Origin of the sequence: Paenibacillus sp. PAMC 26794, assembly GCF_000316035.1 — a bacterium.
GTDB lineage: Bacteria > Bacillota > Bacilli > Paenibacillales > Paenibacillaceae > Paenibacillus.
Genome location: NZ_ANHX01000004.1, coordinates 311,871 through 327,824 on the forward strand (window position 1 = coordinate 311,871; position 15,954 = coordinate 327,824).

Annotated in this window: 21 protein-coding genes; 17 read left to right on the forward strand and 4 right to left on the reverse strand. The window is 45.5% G+C overall.

Going from position 1 to position 15,954, the window contains the following annotated elements; translation table 11 throughout:
* Positions 1 to 146: 146 nt before the first annotated feature.
* The 4 genes from ung (at position 147) to D829_RS33615 (ending at position 2,510) form a co-directional block, all read left to right on the forward strand.
* Positions 147 to 815, forward strand: coding sequence for a uracil-DNA glycosylase (gene ung / locus D829_RS0103070; protein WP_017687368.1), 669 nt, complete (start codon positions 147 to 149; stop codon positions 813 to 815).
* Between the two features lie 19 nt (positions 816 to 834).
* On the forward strand, positions 835 to 1,254 hold the full coding sequence (locus D829_RS0103075) for a hypothetical protein (protein WP_017687369.1): 420 nt from the start codon (positions 835 to 837) through the stop codon (positions 1,252 to 1,254).
* A 422-nt stretch (positions 1,255 to 1,676) separates the two neighbouring features.
* Positions 1,677 to 2,261, forward strand: a complete 585-nt coding sequence (locus D829_RS0103080; RefSeq protein WP_017687370.1) for a TIGR00730 family Rossman fold protein — start codon at positions 1,677 to 1,679, stop codon at positions 2,259 to 2,261.
* 120 nt (positions 2,262 to 2,381) lie between these two features.
* Positions 2,382 to 2,510 (forward strand): hypothetical protein, encoded by a 129-nt coding sequence (locus D829_RS33615; RefSeq protein ID WP_017687371.1) that lies wholly within the window; start codon positions 2,382 to 2,384, stop codon positions 2,508 to 2,510.
* 218 nt (positions 2,511 to 2,728) lie between these two features.
* Here the strand turns inward: D829_RS33615 and D829_RS0103090 are convergent, their stop codons facing one another.
* Positions 2,729 to 2,995: a hypothetical protein gene (locus D829_RS0103090; RefSeq protein ID WP_017687372.1), complete on the reverse strand. Its 267-nt coding sequence runs from the start codon at positions 2,993 to 2,995 to the stop codon at positions 2,729 to 2,731.
* Positions 2,996 to 3,226: 231 nt separating this feature from the next.
* On the opposite strand from D829_RS0103090, the gene D829_RS0103095 reads away from it, so the two are divergent.
* The 9 genes from D829_RS0103095 to D829_RS0103145 all read left to right on the forward strand — a co-directional run bounded on the left by D829_RS0103095 (position 3,227) and on the right by D829_RS0103145 (position 11,863).
* On the forward strand, positions 3,227 to 3,964 hold the full coding sequence (locus tag D829_RS0103095; protein ID WP_017687373.1) for a glycerophosphodiester phosphodiesterase: 738 nt from the start codon (positions 3,227 to 3,229) through the stop codon (positions 3,962 to 3,964).
* A 272-nt stretch (positions 3,965 to 4,236) separates the two neighbouring features.
* Positions 4,237 to 5,292, forward strand: coding sequence for an iron ABC transporter permease (locus D829_RS0103100; protein ID WP_017687374.1), 1,056 nt, complete (start codon positions 4,237 to 4,239; stop codon positions 5,290 to 5,292).
* A 2-nt stretch (positions 5,293 to 5,294) separates the two neighbouring features.
* Positions 5,295 to 6,326, forward strand: coding sequence for an iron ABC transporter permease (locus tag D829_RS0103105; RefSeq protein WP_017687375.1), 1,032 nt, complete (start codon positions 5,295 to 5,297; stop codon positions 6,324 to 6,326).
* Between the two features lie 44 nt (positions 6,327 to 6,370).
* Positions 6,371 to 8,086, forward strand: coding sequence for an ABC transporter ATP-binding protein (locus tag D829_RS0103110; protein ID WP_017687376.1), 1,716 nt, complete (start codon positions 6,371 to 6,373; stop codon positions 8,084 to 8,086).
* A 247-nt stretch (positions 8,087 to 8,333) separates the two neighbouring features.
* Positions 8,334 to 8,663: a hypothetical protein gene (locus D829_RS0103115; protein WP_017687377.1), complete on the forward strand. Its 330-nt coding sequence runs from the start codon at positions 8,334 to 8,336 to the stop codon at positions 8,661 to 8,663.
* Between the two features lie 354 nt (positions 8,664 to 9,017).
* Complete coding sequence (locus D829_RS0103125) at positions 9,018 to 9,419, forward strand: DUF5071 domain-containing protein (protein ID WP_017687379.1); 402 nt, start codon at positions 9,018 to 9,020, stop codon at positions 9,417 to 9,419.
* 445 nt (positions 9,420 to 9,864) lie between these two features.
* Positions 9,865 to 10,950: a DUF3626 domain-containing protein gene (locus D829_RS0103135; RefSeq protein WP_017687381.1), complete on the forward strand. Its 1,086-nt coding sequence runs from the start codon at positions 9,865 to 9,867 to the stop codon at positions 10,948 to 10,950.
* Positions 10,951 to 11,247: 297 nt separating this feature from the next.
* Positions 11,248 to 11,427, forward strand: a complete 180-nt coding sequence (locus D829_RS0103140) for a ribbon-helix-helix domain-containing protein (RefSeq protein WP_017687382.1) — start codon at positions 11,248 to 11,250, stop codon at positions 11,425 to 11,427.
* Positions 11,428 to 11,569: 142 nt separating this feature from the next.
* Positions 11,570 to 11,863 (forward strand): DUF6809 family protein, encoded by a 294-nt coding sequence (locus tag D829_RS0103145; protein WP_017687383.1) that lies wholly within the window; start codon positions 11,570 to 11,572, stop codon positions 11,861 to 11,863.
* A gap of 193 nt (positions 11,864 to 12,056) precedes the next feature.
* Here D829_RS0103145 and D829_RS0103150 read toward each other — a convergent pair whose 3' ends face one another.
* Positions 12,057 to 12,959 carry a manganese catalase family protein gene (locus D829_RS0103150; RefSeq protein ID WP_017687384.1) on the reverse strand — a complete coding sequence of 301 codons (903 nt, stop codon included), beginning with the start codon at positions 12,957 to 12,959 and terminating at the stop codon, positions 12,057 to 12,059.
* Between the two features lie 261 nt (positions 12,960 to 13,220).
* On the opposite strand from D829_RS0103150, the gene D829_RS0103155 reads away from it, so the two are divergent.
* The 4 genes from D829_RS0103155 to D829_RS0103170 all read left to right on the forward strand — a co-directional run bounded on the left by D829_RS0103155 (position 13,221) and on the right by D829_RS0103170 (position 14,588).
* Entirely contained in the window at positions 13,221 to 13,529 is a 309-nt protein-coding gene (locus D829_RS0103155) for a hypothetical protein (RefSeq protein ID WP_017687385.1), read from the forward strand.
* Between the two features lie 56 nt (positions 13,530 to 13,585).
* Complete coding sequence (locus tag D829_RS0103160; protein ID WP_017687386.1) at positions 13,586 to 13,906, forward strand: DUF3889 domain-containing protein; 321 nt, start codon at positions 13,586 to 13,588, stop codon at positions 13,904 to 13,906.
* 195 nt (positions 13,907 to 14,101) lie between these two features.
* Positions 14,102 to 14,323, forward strand: a complete 222-nt coding sequence (locus D829_RS30300; protein ID WP_017687387.1) for a hypothetical protein — start codon at positions 14,102 to 14,104, stop codon at positions 14,321 to 14,323.
* Complete coding sequence (locus D829_RS0103170) at positions 14,307 to 14,588, forward strand: hypothetical protein (RefSeq protein ID WP_017687388.1); 282 nt, start codon at positions 14,307 to 14,309, stop codon at positions 14,586 to 14,588. Before D829_RS30300 ends, D829_RS0103170 begins: the two co-directional genes overlap by 17 nt.
* 420 nt (positions 14,589 to 15,008) lie before the next feature.
* Here D829_RS0103170 and D829_RS0103175 read toward each other — a convergent pair whose 3' ends face one another.
* Together D829_RS0103175 and D829_RS0103180 are read right to left on the reverse strand one after the other, a co-directional pair.
* Positions 15,009 to 15,245, reverse strand: a complete 237-nt coding sequence (locus D829_RS0103175) for a DUF3892 domain-containing protein (protein ID WP_017687389.1) — start codon at positions 15,243 to 15,245, stop codon at positions 15,009 to 15,011.
* Between the two features lie 112 nt (positions 15,246 to 15,357).
* Entirely contained in the window at positions 15,358 to 15,801 is a 444-nt protein-coding gene (locus tag D829_RS0103180; RefSeq protein WP_026080975.1) for a GNAT family N-acetyltransferase, read from the reverse strand.
* Positions 15,802 to 15,954: the final 153 nt, after the last annotated feature.

The following is a 15,954-nucleotide window of genomic DNA, read 5'->3' on the forward strand; positions in this document are numbered from 1 at the left end:
CTGATGCGCAATTCTGGTCTGCTGTCCCCGGTTATGTTAAAATGGTGGATAGTCTATGAGTTGCATGACATGCGGCTCTCAGAAGGAAGAGCCCAGTAGTTGGGCTGCACGAAACTGCATTCACCAGGGGAAAGGAGCCTATACATATGTTTGGAAACGATTGGGATAAGGTGCTTCAGGAAGAGACGGAAGCTGAATATTTTAACAAGATTCGTTACACTCTCGCCGCCGAGTACAAAACGCAGACGGTCTTTCCGCCCAAAGAAGACCTGTTCTCCGCACTGAAGCTGACGCCATATCATCAGGTTAAGGCTGTTATTATTGGTCAGGACCCTTATCACGGAGCGGGTCAGGCTCATGGATTAAGCTTTTCGGTTAGACCGGGGGTGCGTGTACCTCCTTCTCTGAAAAATATCTATAAGGAACTTCATGCCGATCTGGACCTGCCGATTCCGAATCATGGATCTCTGGTTCATTGGGCGCAGCAGGGAGTCCTGCTATTAAATGCCGTTCTGACGGTCCGTGAGGGTCAGCCGAACTCCCATCAGGCATTGGGCTGGCAGACGTTTACGGATGCTGTCATCCGTGCGCTGAATGAACGTTCGGAGCCGATGGTATATATGCTGTGGGGGAGCCATGCCCAGAAGAAAGGTGCATTTATTAACAGGGACAAACACCTGGTACTGGAGTCTACACATCCCAGTCCGCTGGCTGCGCATCGTGGATTCCTCGGCAGTCGTCCCTTTTCCAAAGCCAATGACTTCTTGACCTCCAAAGGTATTGAACCGATCGATTGGAAGATACCTGAAAACTAGACAGATGGAGGTGAGAACATTGCGACATTGGATAGGGCGAAAAGTAGCGGTATATCGTGCAACAGGCATACGGGAGCCATTAAAGGGAACGCTGGTCGAGTGGGATGAAGAAGCGGAATGTGTACGAATCGGACCGAAACGGATTAAGGTATCGTTTGACAATATCGCAATGATCAGACCTCTTCCCGAAGAGAGTCTTCCCTTAAAGAAAGCACGTTCTGAAGTGCACAAGGTTGGATATGTGATGAAAAAGGCGATTCAGTTCGAAAATGCGATCTATTTCAAGTCACAGGTTATGATCTGGCGCCGGGCCAAAATTGTAGCGTTATCCACGACGATTCTGCGTCATGACGAGGATCAGGTTGAACTTGCAGATGGTCGGGTTCTTCGTAAAGACAAGCATATGTTTGTCGTACGTTCACGCCGTGGGATACGTTAGATATACGAAGATTTAATATTCATTTCATGCAAAAATCATACGGATTTAATGTTTGGTCTGTATATTAGGTAATAACAACCCCTTCTAAATTGATGTGTATTGATATGGGAGCCCGGCCGGCTGCAAACGGTCGGGTGTTTTTTTGTCCAATGGTTCTGTTAACCTGTTGTACATACCCATAACATTCATGTTATATATTATTAAAATAGATATATTGAACTAAACATTTACACGAGAACGTAGAGGGCAGAAATAACCTGAAGAAGCGGAGCGTTCGCCTTTATCAACAGATTTTCACCTTTGTAAAATTGAATCAAAAAATCTGGGGATAACAGCGATCGGAAGGTTGTTCTGTCATCGAAGTGGCAAGTGTAAATATTCTTTAGTTCAATCTAAAAGATCACGAGAAGGAGTGAAACCCAATGAAACGTATAGCTGTTTTTGCAGGCTCCAATCCGGGAAATCACCCCGATTATACAGAGAAGGCTGTTCAACTGGGCAAACAGATTGCCGATAGTGGTTATGCACTGGTCTATGGTGGTTCTTGCATGGGCTTGATGGGTGCAGTAGCCGATGCTGCTCTTGAGCAAGGGGGAGAGGTAATCGGGGTTATGCCTACCGGATTGTTCCGGGGCGAGGTTGTTCACGGAGGGCTCACACAACTGATTGAAGTGGGAACCATGCATGAACGGAAGGCTACGATGGCTGAATTATCCGATGGATTCATTGCACTTCCCGGAGGTATGGGTACATTTGAAGAACTATTCGAGGTACTGTGCTGGGCACAGATCGGTATTCATCGTAAGCCTGTTGGCTTATTGAATGTCAACGGATATTATGGACCGCTGATGAAGATGGTAGAACATAGCGTACAGGAAGGATTCTCCAACACCTCCCATCTCAGTCTGTGGAGTCTGGAAGCTGATCCGGCTGAACTGATCAAACAAATGTCATCCTATATTCCTGCAGAGTTGACTCAGAAGTGGTCACAACTCAACGGGAAATGAGTGCATAAGAAGACGGGCCTGAACCCACTCGTTCCTCGGGAGAATTTTAGATCTGCCCAAGCAAGTTACGCTTTTGGACATAGTCTATAGTGTACTTCGATGAAGAGGGGAGTGTCACTCATGAGCGAACTCAAAGGCACAGGTTACGGATACGGCGGAGGTTTTAGTGGTGGAGCATGGACATCGACAGGCGCAATTCTGGTGTTGTTCATTCTGTTGGTTATCATCTCTCGCACATTCATTCTGTAATTCGGTCAGTATCCCGGGACGGGGATCAAGCTGCAGAGGCAGCGCCCGAATAAAAAATGACCTTTCCAAAGAGACGCTGGTATATGCCGGCGTTTCAGGGGAACGGTTTTTTGACGTTTCCAGCATTCATTAAGTAATTGAAAAAGCAAAAACCTGCCCCTGAATAAGGTCAGAAGCAGGAGAGAGCCTCCTGAGCCATTAGCTGCGCAACAAGCAGCTTACACCACAACAGCGGTTTGATTCGGATTACTTAACGATTTCCAGGCGATATATAGCCCGATGGCGGCTGCAATTAAGGAGAGTATTGCTGCAACAATAGCCAGCTGATCCAGTGTGTTGGGTGAACTGGAGTTAAGAGAACGCTGATTAGCCGTTTTGCCGGATTTGTTTTTGATATGGACAGATGATCTGGAAAGCCTGGAAGCCGACTGTAACTGGGATGTGTGAGGACGCGTAGGTATCGATTTTTTCTTTGAGGGATTCAATAGTCAACCTCCTTATAACGGAGTTCAGTGCTTCCATCGTTCATACTATGTTATGTCGATTTTCAGATTGAGTTCGCAAAAATGAGTGAATCCCCAGCCCGTTAGATGTTGAACCCGGTCGCTAGTATCAGCGGAACAGGCAACCCATTATACGCACTGTTAATACAGGTCTAACAAACGGTGTTTATAGTGAGGATCATAGAGTGAAGCTTGAACACAGGAGGCGCTGGAATGAGGAACATGGAGATTATTGCCCATCGCGGTGCATCTGCCGTATGCCCGGAGAATACGATGAGCGCTTTTGAACGAAGTCTGGAGCTTGGAGCCACAGGCATTGAGACCGATGTGCAGATGACGAGTGATGGCAGACTGGTACTGATTCATGATGAGACGTTAAGCCGAACTGGCGGCGCAGAAGGTTGGGTTAAAGATACGACTTACGATCAATTGCGCACACGGGATGCGGGGTCCTGGTTCCATGCTGATTTTACCGGGGAACGTATTCCTTCTCTGGAGGAGTTATTCAAGCTCGTACAGGGGAAAGGAACACTGCTTAATCTGGAATTGAAAAATGGTATTGTGAGTTATAAAGGGATGGAAGAGAAGGTTATACAGGCGATCCGGGACTGGAATTTGGAGCAACAGGTCGTGCTGTCGAGCTTCAATCATGCTTCGCTCGTGAGATGTAAACGTCTTGCCCCGGAGATTCGTACAGCACTTCTATATATGGAAAAGTTGTACCGTCCCTATGATTATGCCGCCAAACTCGAAGCTTCCGGCCTTCATCCCTACAAGCTGGCGGTCACACAAGAAGATGTTGCTGCTGCATTGGCACATGGCGTTGTTACCTATCCATTTACGGTGAATGATCCTGCCGAGATGCAGGCCATGATTGACATGGGTGTGCAAGGGATCATTACCGATGTTCCGGATGTCCTGGCATCCTTACTTACGGTACATGCCCGTTAAACGAGTCTGTATTTTACATGTTCTACATATGCAATGATAAGGCTGTGTTCGAGCTTTTTGGCTCCTGCGCAGCCTTTTTGCGTGTGAAATTGTGTGCGAATCTTCATATATGCAATAAACATGTCCTATTTGTCCATTGCCAGAGCCCGTGGATTCACTTACAATGGTCTATGGGAATGAGAATCAATATCATTAAAGTTCGGTATTTATAGAGAGGTGATTGTTATGTACATAGGTTTGATCGACTCCACTCATAACGAGGGTGGGCGCGTATGAGTTCACAAGCTTCACCAGCAAACCATAATCCGGAATCACCCACAGCGAAGATACATACTCGTCCGTGGGCAGCCACACTTATTCTTACAGGGGGAGTTTTGCTACTCGCTCTGGGTATGGCGTTGTCCATTTCATTTGGCGCTGCTGATATTAAGCTTAGTGTCGTCTGGAAGGCTATCTTTGATTTCAATCCTGAATTGACTCCGCATCAGATCATATGGGAGATCCGGTTGCCGCGTATTCTTGGCGGGGCGATGGTAGGTGCATGCTTCGCTGTAGCTGGTGCGATCATGCAAGGTATGACTCGTAACCCGCTGGCCGATTCGGGTCTGCTTGGGCTGAATGCGGGCGCTGGATTTGCGCTTGCGATCTGTTTTGCCTTTTTCCCGGGCTTGCCGTTTATGTACATCATTATGTACTCATTCATTGGAGCAGGGCTTGGAGTCCTGTTAGTGTATGGTTTTGGTGCAGCTTCCAAATCGGGTCTTACACCACTACGCCTTGTGCTTGCAGGTGCGGCTGTCTCAGCGATGTTGTCGGCACTCAGTGAAGGGATTGCATTGTATTTCAGAATTGGACAAGATCTGGCTTTCTGGACAGCCGGTGGTGTAGCCGGAACGAAGTGGTCTCAACTTGAGGTCATGTTCCCGTGGGTACTCGCTGCACTGATTGCAGGTCTTCTCATCTCCCGTTCCATAACTCTGCTTAGCCTCGGAGAAGATATTGCCGTTGGCTTAGGGCAACGTACCGGGCTTATCAAGCTCGTGGGCCTGATTGTTGTACTGATCCTCGCGGGTACAGCTGTGTCCGTTGTAGGTGCGGTTGGTTTTGTTGGACTCATTATTCCCCACCTTACGCGAAAAATAGTTGGGGTGGATTATCGTTGGATTATTCCATGTTCCGCTGTGATGGGCAGTCTGTTGCTTGTATTTGCGGATCTGGCTGCACGAATGATTAACCCGCCGTACGAGACGCCAATTGGCGCATTGGTTGCCCTCATCGGGGTACCATTCTTCCTGTATCTGGCGCGTAAAGAAAGGAGGACTCTGTAACGATGGAATCCTCAACAATAATTGGAGCAGAGCGCAAAAAGAGAGCCAAGAGCACGATTGTCCTCATTGTACTTGCCCTATTAATTATTACGGCTTTTGTGGTGAGTATGAACACAGGTTTTACCAAGCTTTCGCCGCTTGAGGTGATGCGAACCCTGTTTGGTGGAGGAACGGCGAAGCAGGAATTGATCCTGTTTGAATTCCGTCTGCCGCGTATCGTTATTTCGGTGATGGTTGGTGCCGGACTTGCGTTATCTGGTTGTATTTTGCAGGGGGTATCGCGCAATGCGCTGGCAGATCCGGGTATCCTCGGGATTAATGCAGGTGCTGGACTTGTCGTTATGTTGTTTGTTTCCTTTTTCCCGACAACCACAGCGGCTCCGGTATTTCTATTGCCAATTCTGGCCCTGATCGGTTCAGGTTTTGCTGCATTTCTGATCTATGTGCTCTCTTACAAAAAAGGAGAGGGCATTATGCCTACTCGTATGCTACTTACGGGGATCGGGGTAGCAGCAGGAATCAGCTCGGTCATGATCGTGCTTACCTTGCGGCTTAGTCCAGAAAAGTATCAGTTTGTAGCTACCTGGATGGCAGGCAGCATCTGGGGTTCGAACTGGAAATTTGTAACGGCATTGCTGCCGTTTCTAATCGTTCTTGTACCGATTGTTCTGTATAAGGCACGTGTATTGAACGTACTTAATCTGGGTGACCAGACAGCGAGTGGACTCGGGGCTCCGGTTGAGCGTGAGCGGCTGATTCTGCTTGCGGCTGCGGTAGGGCTTGCCGGCTCATGTGTATCTGTGAGCGGGGGCATTGGTTTTGTCGGTCTGATCGGACCGCATTTGGCGCGTCGTCTGGTGGGTCCAAAACATCAGTTCCTGTTACCTGCATCTGCACTGGTCGGCTCATTGCTCGTGCTCGTTGCAGATACGCTGGGCCGTGTCATACTGCAACCTTCAGAGATACCTGCCGGTATCCTGGTTGCCATTATTGGTGCGCCATACTTTTTGTATCTCTTAAGCAAGACGAAATAGAACGTAATCATCATTGTGTGGTTGCATAAGGAGGAATTCAGTCCATGCTTCGCCGTTTTTTTGCCTATTACAGGCCTTACAAAAAGCTCTTTATTCTTGACTTTAGCTGTGCGATTCTGGTCGCGCTGCTTGAACTTGCTTTTCCACTGGCGGTCAACCGGGTAGTCGATGATCTGCTGCCAGGCGGCCGCTGGGACTGGATTCTATGGGCGTGTCTGGCATTGCTGGGCATCTACTTATTGAATTCATTCCTGAACTTCGTGGTTACCTATTGGGGACACAAGCTCGGTATTAACATTGAGACGGATATGCGTAAAAGTCTGTTTAATCATGTGCAGAAGCTATCGTTCCGTTTCTTCGATAATACGAAAACAGGACACCTCGTGTCCCGCATGACTAACGATCTGATGGATATCGGCGAGATTGCCCATCATGGTCCAGAGGATGTATTTATCGCGGTGATGACACTGATTGGTGCATTCAGCATCATGATGAGCATTAACGGGAATCTGGCGGTGTTAACCTTTATTATCGTGCCGCTGATTATTTATCTGTCGCTCTACTTTGGTAGCAAAATGTCCAAGGCATTCAGTCGAATGTTCGGAGATATTGCGGACTTCAACGCTCGCGTTGAGAACAATATCACAGGTATCCGTGTGGTTCAGGCTTTTGCTAATGAAGAGCATGAAAAAGCACAATTCGCTGTGAACAACGGCCGTTTCCGTCAGACCAAGTTAATTGCATACAAAATCATGGCCTGGAACTCTTCTGTCAGTTATATGCTGATGAAGTTGGTATCTCTCTTTGTCCTGGTATGCGGAACATGGTTTGTCATTCAAGGCAGTATGACCTACGGTCAGTTCATTGCCTTTATTATGTTGTCCAATGTGTTCCTGACACCGATCCAGAAGATCAACTCGGTTATCGAGACGTATCCCAAAGGGATTGCGGGCTTCAAACGTTATACGGAGCTGCTTGATATGGAACCGGATGTGGAAGATCGTCCAGGAGCCGTTACGGTATCTCAATTGCGTGGGGACATTCGTTATGAGCAAGTCACCTTTGGTTATTCGGATCAGGAACCTGTTCTCAAAGGTATCGATCTAAACGTGCGTGCAGGTGAAACCGTAGCGCTTGTCGGTCCATCGGGGGCAGGTAAAACAACGCTATGCAGTCTGCTACCACGGTTCTATGATGTGCTGGAAGGTCGCATCACGATCGATGGGCAGGAGATACAGGATATGACACTAGACTCCTTGCGTAGTCATATCGGAATTGTACAACAGGACGTGTTCCTCTTCGATGGAAGCATTCGGGAGAACATTGCCTACGGCAAGCTGGATGCATCCGAAGAAGAAATCTGGATGGCTGCCAGACGTGCACAGATGGAACCTTTGATTCAATCAATGCCGGAAGGATTGGATACGTTAATTGGTGAACGCGGTGTGAAGCTGTCCGGTGGACAGAAACAGCGTTTGTCTATTGCCCGTATGTTCCTGAAAAACCCACCAATTCTGATTCTGGATGAAGCCACATCCGCTCTGGATACAGAAACGGAAGCAGCGATTCAGCAATCCCTTGCGGAATTGTCCGAAGGACGGACTACCCTGGTTATCGCCCACCGATTGGCTACGATCAAAAATGCAGACCGCATTATTGTCGTTGCTGAACAAGGCATAACGGAGCAGGGGCGTCATGAAGAATTACTCGCAGCAGGTGGGGTGTACAGCCGCCTTCACTATGCGCAGTTTGGCGCGTAACCTGTTCGATGTGGATGTAACAATGTAAAATGAAATGTAAATATGAGAAGTAACGCCATCGTTCTTGACTTGGAAGGAGTCAGGACGGTGGCGTTTTTTTCTTTTTCATGATTAGGGTGTGAGTCTGAGGTGCAACGTTGTTGTCTGCCTGTGATCATGGATGTGGAAACGGGTAATGATAGTCAGGTCTTGAATTTCAATTTGGTTGATATGTTCATCATTATATATGAGGTAGGAGGCGAACGAGATGCAGATGAGCGATATGCTGAAAATTCTTATAACCTGTCTATTATTTATTCTGATTTGGTGGCTTCTGACTCAAGGGATTCGCAAACTTTCCAGTACTCGTGCGGGGTCCGGTTTCCGACTAGGGGGTGGATGGTCCATTGGACTTTTCGTTGTTGGCGCCGTGCCACTCGGTTTTTCGCTATACACAGAGATCTTTGATAAGCACCTGGATGCCAACATCGGGTTGGGGCTTGCCATGTTTTTTGTATGGGCTTATTGTGTGATCTTGTTGTGTGCGGCGTTGGTGGTATGGGGAAGGTACGTGTACAAAAGGGATATGAAAAAGTGAATATTTGGTTTGATCGTGCTGAGCCCGTCAGGAAGTTAAGGGTGAGCTAAAGGCTATATTTGCAACAATAACCTGACATGGAACGTTAAATTTAGAAAGAGGTGATGGTGCTCATCTAAGTGAGCCGGACGCAATTCGAGGTGGACTATATTCACCAGATGGAGAAAAAGTACGTGTTCCTGTGATTGAAGATGTACAATTCTATCAGGATGCAGGAACGTGGGCGATTCGCATAAGAGACGCGATGTCAACAACGAAGAATCAAGATGAAATTGAGATCAGAGTAGAGGATGTAGAGCCAGTAGAATAACAGAGGGAGTATATGATTTTGCACATAGAGATGAGGAAGTCTAAATGGATATTAGGGCGTGTCTTCCCCGCGATAAGTTTGATTATGAAGCGGTGCGTAAGTTAAGTGAGTTCAGTGATGTCGAATTAAAAGTTATCATCCCAGAGCTTATGGAGTGGTTACAAGACGGGAATTGGCCTATCTCTAAGCCGGTAGAGGATATACTATTGAGACTAGGCGAGGACTTAGTTCCTCATATTAAGGATGTATTGCAAACCCAAGATTCTACTTGGGAATATTTTATTTTGGTTGGATTAATTGATCGATTGCCTGTATCTCATCTAAGTATGTTACGTTCGGATTTGGTAAGGATACTTGAGTCTCCTACACATGATGAGATACTAGAGGGGTTGCATGAGGTTATCTTCGAGCTTTTGGAAAAGATGAAGGAGACCAACGAGAGGTAAGTGGAGATGGGAGTTTGGATACATAGAAACTCGTAATTAGCGTTCTAAGAAAGACTGAAATATTGAAGATGGAGTGATAAAAATGCTAAAATACCAACTTCTTTTCCCTACCTATTTGAGTTCGGAAATATATTGTTTGCACATTGTCCAACTATTAATTGAATTATTTGATATTTCAGAGAAGGAAGTTTTTCTCAGGATTAATTCTTTTTGGGAAGGCAATGATTTTTTATCAGAAGAAGACCTGATTTTTCATGAGTCCCCTGAATTTTGGGCAAAAACAATTTATTATGAGGAATGCAATTGGTGGAACTTCTCTGAGAACGAACTAATCCCTAGAAAAATAGATTGAAAATCCAGAACTATAATTAGTCTGTAATCTATATGATAAACAAGGAAAACGCCATTATGATTCTATAAAAAAAGGGAAAGGACTCCTCTGCCCATGGAACTATCAAGGTCTCAGCAATTAGCGCAAGAGCATGTAACCAATTATGCAAGAAGCCGCAAAAATGAGGCGGAGCAAACCATTAGGGAAATCCTTCGTATGTCCAACATCGAGCGGAAGACATCTGAAGATGCTATCACTAAACTAAAATCTCATGCAAGTATCGCGTTACACTTTCACCCAGATCGATTAGATCCGAATATGAAAAGCGTGGCTGAGGCACTACTTGAGCAGGGCGTTTATAAAAGTCAGTTTGAGACTTTCTTATCGAATGGAAGTGTATCCGCATTTTCAGGTGGTGAACGTGACGTTTGGGAGAATAAAATGTTTGGCGGAGCGTACCAAATAAATGGCTCAACCAATAGCGAACGTCCCAAGTATGGGGCACTCAATGTCATGTTACATCCCGATGGACCTGCTCCGCGTTTTGGATCATGTTATTTCATTTTATTCGCTGAGGTCTCTCATCGTTGCACGTATACATATTTGGATTCTCATCAAGCCCCCGAGGCAAAGGGAACGTATGAGGAATTTGACCTCATTTTGGCTGCTCTCATGAGGGATGTATTTTATAGTGGTTTTGCCATTGGTGAAAGAAATCTAACGGTTCAAAAGTTAATCAACCATATGCTCTTCAATCTTGAGAAACCATTCCAAGATCCATCAAACCAAGAGCCAAACCGAAATCTGGACCATTATATCGAAGCTCAGGTCCATGGTGACATTTCACTTAAAGAAGACGTCAAGATGCTTGTTGCCGATCCATCATTTAAAGGCACACATACAGGACGAATCTTAGAGCAGATATGTTTAAAGTATTCCATTGATCTCCGCTGGCACATGGGCTTTACACTATTAGTTGATGACGTTCCAATGGATTTTCGAGGTCCTTCGATGCCTTCACTAGCCAAGAGAATTGCAAAAAGTGATTTGATTGATGCAAATATTATTGGTTCTGCAGCTATGGAATTGAAACAAAATCCAAGTCATTGGAGCGATAGAGGAACCTACACAGAAGTTCTACAAGAGTTGAAATTACTCTGGCATGTCTTGGTGAGATATGGAAAGCCAATGGAAAAGTGAAAACGGTTTTCGAGATAAATATATTGAATACGTAGTGATGAAAATGCTAAAGCACCAAATTCTTCTTCGTACTTGTTTGCGTGTCTCCTGAATCTTAATGGTTAATCAATAATAGTACTCTAACGACCTTGAGCGCCTAGCCGTTCAAGGTTGTTTTTTATCTTTCAAACGGATTACAGACTATACATTTATCTATGAATCTGCTGTCACAAAAACGAACGTATGTTTTACAAATACATTGACTTTTTGTCCTGGCAATAATATATTGTTGTCAGGACAAAAAAAGAGGTGAAGCAAATGTCCGCCAAAAAGATGGGGCGGCCTAAATCTGACAAACCCAAAAGCAGAACGATTGAGATACGTGTTGACGAGGAAATTATGAACAAGCTCGATATTTCGGCTGAGAAGCTGAATACGAATCGATCAGACATCGTTCGCAAAGGGATTGAGAAGATTTACGACGAACTCCAAAAATAAAAAAGGAAGCAGCTTGAGTCCGACGAAGAACACCGCTGCTTCCTATCACGCAATCACTTGTTGAATGAGCGACTGCATAAATATCCTACCATGTGCAGAACGCTCATTCAAGTAGATGCCATTCTATTCTAGGAGGATGAACATGAATTCGATTTTGGAAGCAATTTATAACGGGCGACTTCGCCCGGATGAGACGATGATGCCGACACATCCTGAATACCAATTATTAGGGCGGCAAATTGCGGCTCTGACTGAACAGTGGAAGAATCGATTGAGCGAGGACGAATTCCGTGAGCTTGAACAGTTGTTCGACTTGTGTGGCCAATGTGATGGTATACACAGCGAAGCCGCTTTTGTCCAAGGATTTCGGCTGGGAGCCAACATGTTAATTGAAGTAATGAGTCAACGCGAGGAGCCGATCCTGATGACCTCATAGGCTTAATAAGTGACATGAGCTATGTTTATTTCTACACATCAGCATCATATATATAAACTATACGCAATAAAATAAGCCCTCGATCATGCTGCAATCAAAGCAGCATGATCGAGGGCTTTTATCTATTTTTCATGCCAAATGACTAACAATCAGTCACTCCATTAATCCATTTGAACTACAATACAACTTCGACTTAATCCGCAATATTCCCAGCCATCTTCAGACGACGTGCAATTTCCTTAAAGTCTTCTTGCGATATACCTGGTGCGAACTCTTCCTCGACCGCAGGAGCTTCTGGAATTGGGAATCCTTCAGGTATTCCTTGGATGACTTCCAGGGGTTGTCCATCTTCGGGATGAGTTCCTTTCCAGATCTGGCCGATCGTGTTGAAGTCTTTATCACTATAGGTGTACAGCTTGGTGTGTACCCCCTTTTCTTCATATTTGCGAGCCTCGTTGAAGGCTTTGTTGTTCAGTGAAGGAATAGGAACCAGCTTGGTCACATTTACGCCAGTTGCAATCTCAAGCGCCTTTGCATAAGCAACCACATGCACACCACCGCGGACAAGCAGGTAACCAACCACTTCCCGGGCTGCGGGGTGATCCGTCATCTCATATACTTTCATCTTATGGGTACGGGCGCCACATTCTAGGAAGAAGTTATGCAGCAGATCCTCGACCAGGTTGCCACTATTGAAGACGTTTGCTCCCGTCCATGGATTACCCATAGAGTCGAAAGGCATTGCGCCTTGTGCTCCTGCAAGATAGTGATAGGAGAGACGCGCGTCTTTGACCGAACCCAGCGGTGTATCGTCCGGTTCTTTGTATTCTGTAGAACCCCGCAGACAGTGATTGATGCCATGAGACACGAGCTCAACATGACCCAATTCTTCGGCGGTAATACTCATGACGAGGTCATAGAAGGGCTTCAGCTTTTCTTTGGATCGAAAATTAAACGATTGATAGAGGTAGTTGTTCAACGTTGACATTTCTCCGAATTTGCCGCCGAGTAATTCTTGTATAGCTGCCGCAGCATTCGGATCTGGCTTCTCGACATTGGGAATCTCAATCAGGATTTCATCCAAGCGTTTGAACATTCGGGTGTAACCTCCTCAAATTGGTATTGCAGATCGTGTAGGGTTTCAGATCGTGAAGTCACTCTGTCATGGCCCATTACACGTCTATTGGGTTACTTAAACAAAAAATCAACCAAATGTGACTTAAGCATCGCATAACGCATGCCTCAACTCTTCTCCCATTTGTTATTTCCAATACGGTCAAATTTATGTATAATCAAACATTCAAACGAGTCTTCACGTACAAGAGAAGAGAGTCATGAATCCATAAAGGAGTAAGAGATGAACAAGCGTTGGATACAAATAGTTGGGTTTGTGATGTTTCTAATGATTCAGATGTACATAAGCAGCGAGCCTGCCACAGCATATGTCGTTACGAATGAGGTTCAGGTGGATGAAGAAACACGGCAGTTACTTGAAAAGAAATACGGGTTGGAACGTCCTGAGGAGCAGAAGACACAACAACACTTTTTATCGGGTGACTGGGGAATGAGTTTCCGGACCGAGCCTCCTGATTCGTTTGACCGGCTTGTTCATGTGGTTCCTTTTTCCCTAAGGCCACTGGCCTGGATCTTTCGTTTATTCGTGTAAAATGAAACCCGGACGGGCAATATAACAGAAACATATTGTCCCAAGGAGTGAGTGAAATGAGAATGCTCATCGTTACCGTCATGTCGGTAGTTCTGAGTTTAGCCGGAATTACATCAGGCACAGGCGCCGCCATCCCTGATTATGCGAAGTGGGGAATTATTGCGGTCAAAGAAACACAGACCAAGTATAATGTGGATATTTTGGACTATAAGCATATCGGTCGTACCTCTCTAACAGCGGATCAATCACGGGAACAGTTCAAGCTATGGGTTCGTGCTAAAGACGGCAAACAATTCGCAGTCTGTGTGAATGTTGATTTTAATCCATCTACACAGCAGTTAAAGAAAGTACAATTCTCGGAATCGGATCGACACTGATCCGTTGCTGAACTTAGTCATTACAAGCCATGTTTTCATATTAGCTACACTTTGGGTTGAACCAGACTGCCTTAATCATTAAGGCGAAAGTCTGGTTTTTTTATTTTACAAAATCCTTTTTTTACTATTGAATAAAGAACTTATGTTCGCATATAATATGAAATACAAACAAACGTTCTTATTGGAGGGATGATTATGCTAGGGAAATATATTGGCCAGATGGTGGAGCTTGTCTACATGGATCGTGCAGGGCAGATTACGCAGCGACAGATTCGAATTAACAGTGTACGTGGCGGGATGATTAGAGCATCAGCTGGAAAAGAAGGCTCGCCCCGAACATTTCTGGAGCAAGGTATTCTGGCATGGCGTCCTGTTACCGATCTGAATGGGGAGGTAAAGTATGCTGAACGACTTTGAACGCAAGATTTTACGTATTATGGTGAACTATGCAGGACAACGGCGCAGGTTGCCGCGAATGGATGAACTGGAGAACAAGACGGGACGAAGCAAAGCATTCATTCATGAGTCTTTGCTGGAGCTTGAACGCACCGGGCACATCGCGTGGGAGAACCGTTCTACTCTCGAAGGGATACAGATTTTGCAGGCATGGGAACAGGTACAACAGCCGATTCGCAAAAGCCAACCTTCCGGGGATTCCGTAAAATATTTTACGGACTACTAGGATGTGTTTTCAAACTTAACAAATTATACGTTGATGGATGTCAGCATCTAAACAGTCTGGGAGTCCAAGTTGGCTGATCCTGGCGAATGAGTAGATGATTTCTAAGGAACACAGGACGTCTTATTTGGCCTTCCGCTCCTCTTTTTAAATTGTAAGCAACATCAGACACCTTATTTCCCCAAATCCCCTGACAAAAACGCTATAAAGGCCAAAAATTCTGATATAGCGTGTCTCAGATTCCTTCAATTTCTAAGGGGGCTTCAAATTCTTGAATAAGACGCCTCAGATTCGTTACCACTCGTGGGCCTGAGTTCGGCTTTCAGTAGGTTTGAAGACACCCTCTAGTGAACATAAGAAAACGCCAACCCGGATATCCGGATCGGCGCTTACTGTGTCACACATACGACGTGTGCATCTATTTTAGAAATGGGGAAGTTGGTCCAGGTTGTTGGTTGGGTCACCGTCGGCATCGCCGCGAATGTACATTTCTCCATCTTTACCTTTAAATACATTCACGCCGGCAATAGCGCCAGCCTTTACTTCTGCAAGTGCCTGCTGATAATCCAGTACACGTCCTGCTGAAGTTTGAAAAGCTGTCAGGTCACCGTCACCATTTTTCTGTACTGCTGTGAAACTCTCGCGTGTCGTTTGATCCATGATGTCACACTCTCCTTATATGACGAGATAGGAATCTGTCTACCTGATTAGTCTATCCGATTTCCTCGGAAGTATGCATCATATGCTGATAAGACCTGCCAACGCCGAGGTTTTACAGATTCTTTCTCATACGAACATGCAGAATATCTGCATCATAAAAAGGTTCTTCCGAAATCACTTCATAACCCAGTTTTTCATAGAATTTCTGTGCCTGACATTGCGCATCCAGTACAGAATAGGATAAGCCGAGTTCACGTGCCAGCTCCTCCATCGCGAGTAGAAGCACACGTCCATAACCAAATGAACGATGAGACTCAAGCACTGCGATCCGCTGCATCTTGGCCGTATCCTTGCTGTAATAGATCAGACGTCCTGTGGCTACAGCTTGGCCATCCGTACTTAACAATACATGATGCACATCCGGACTGATGACATCATATTGATCAATCTCAATCTCGGCAGGCACCTGTTGCTCGATCACAAAAACGTGATGGCGAATTCCCAGGGCTTGCTCCAGTTGTTCTTCTGTTGATACATAACTAATCTCAGCTGCCAATTCCATTCCTTCTTTCTGCTCTTGCGCGACATATCAGACTGAATTATACAAAAAAATGTTTTTCCTGTATAGTGAAGTCTGGAACATATTGGGAGAGGAGGGGGTAGTGATGGGCATGACAGGCATCATGTTAATTACATTGCTAATGTCGGC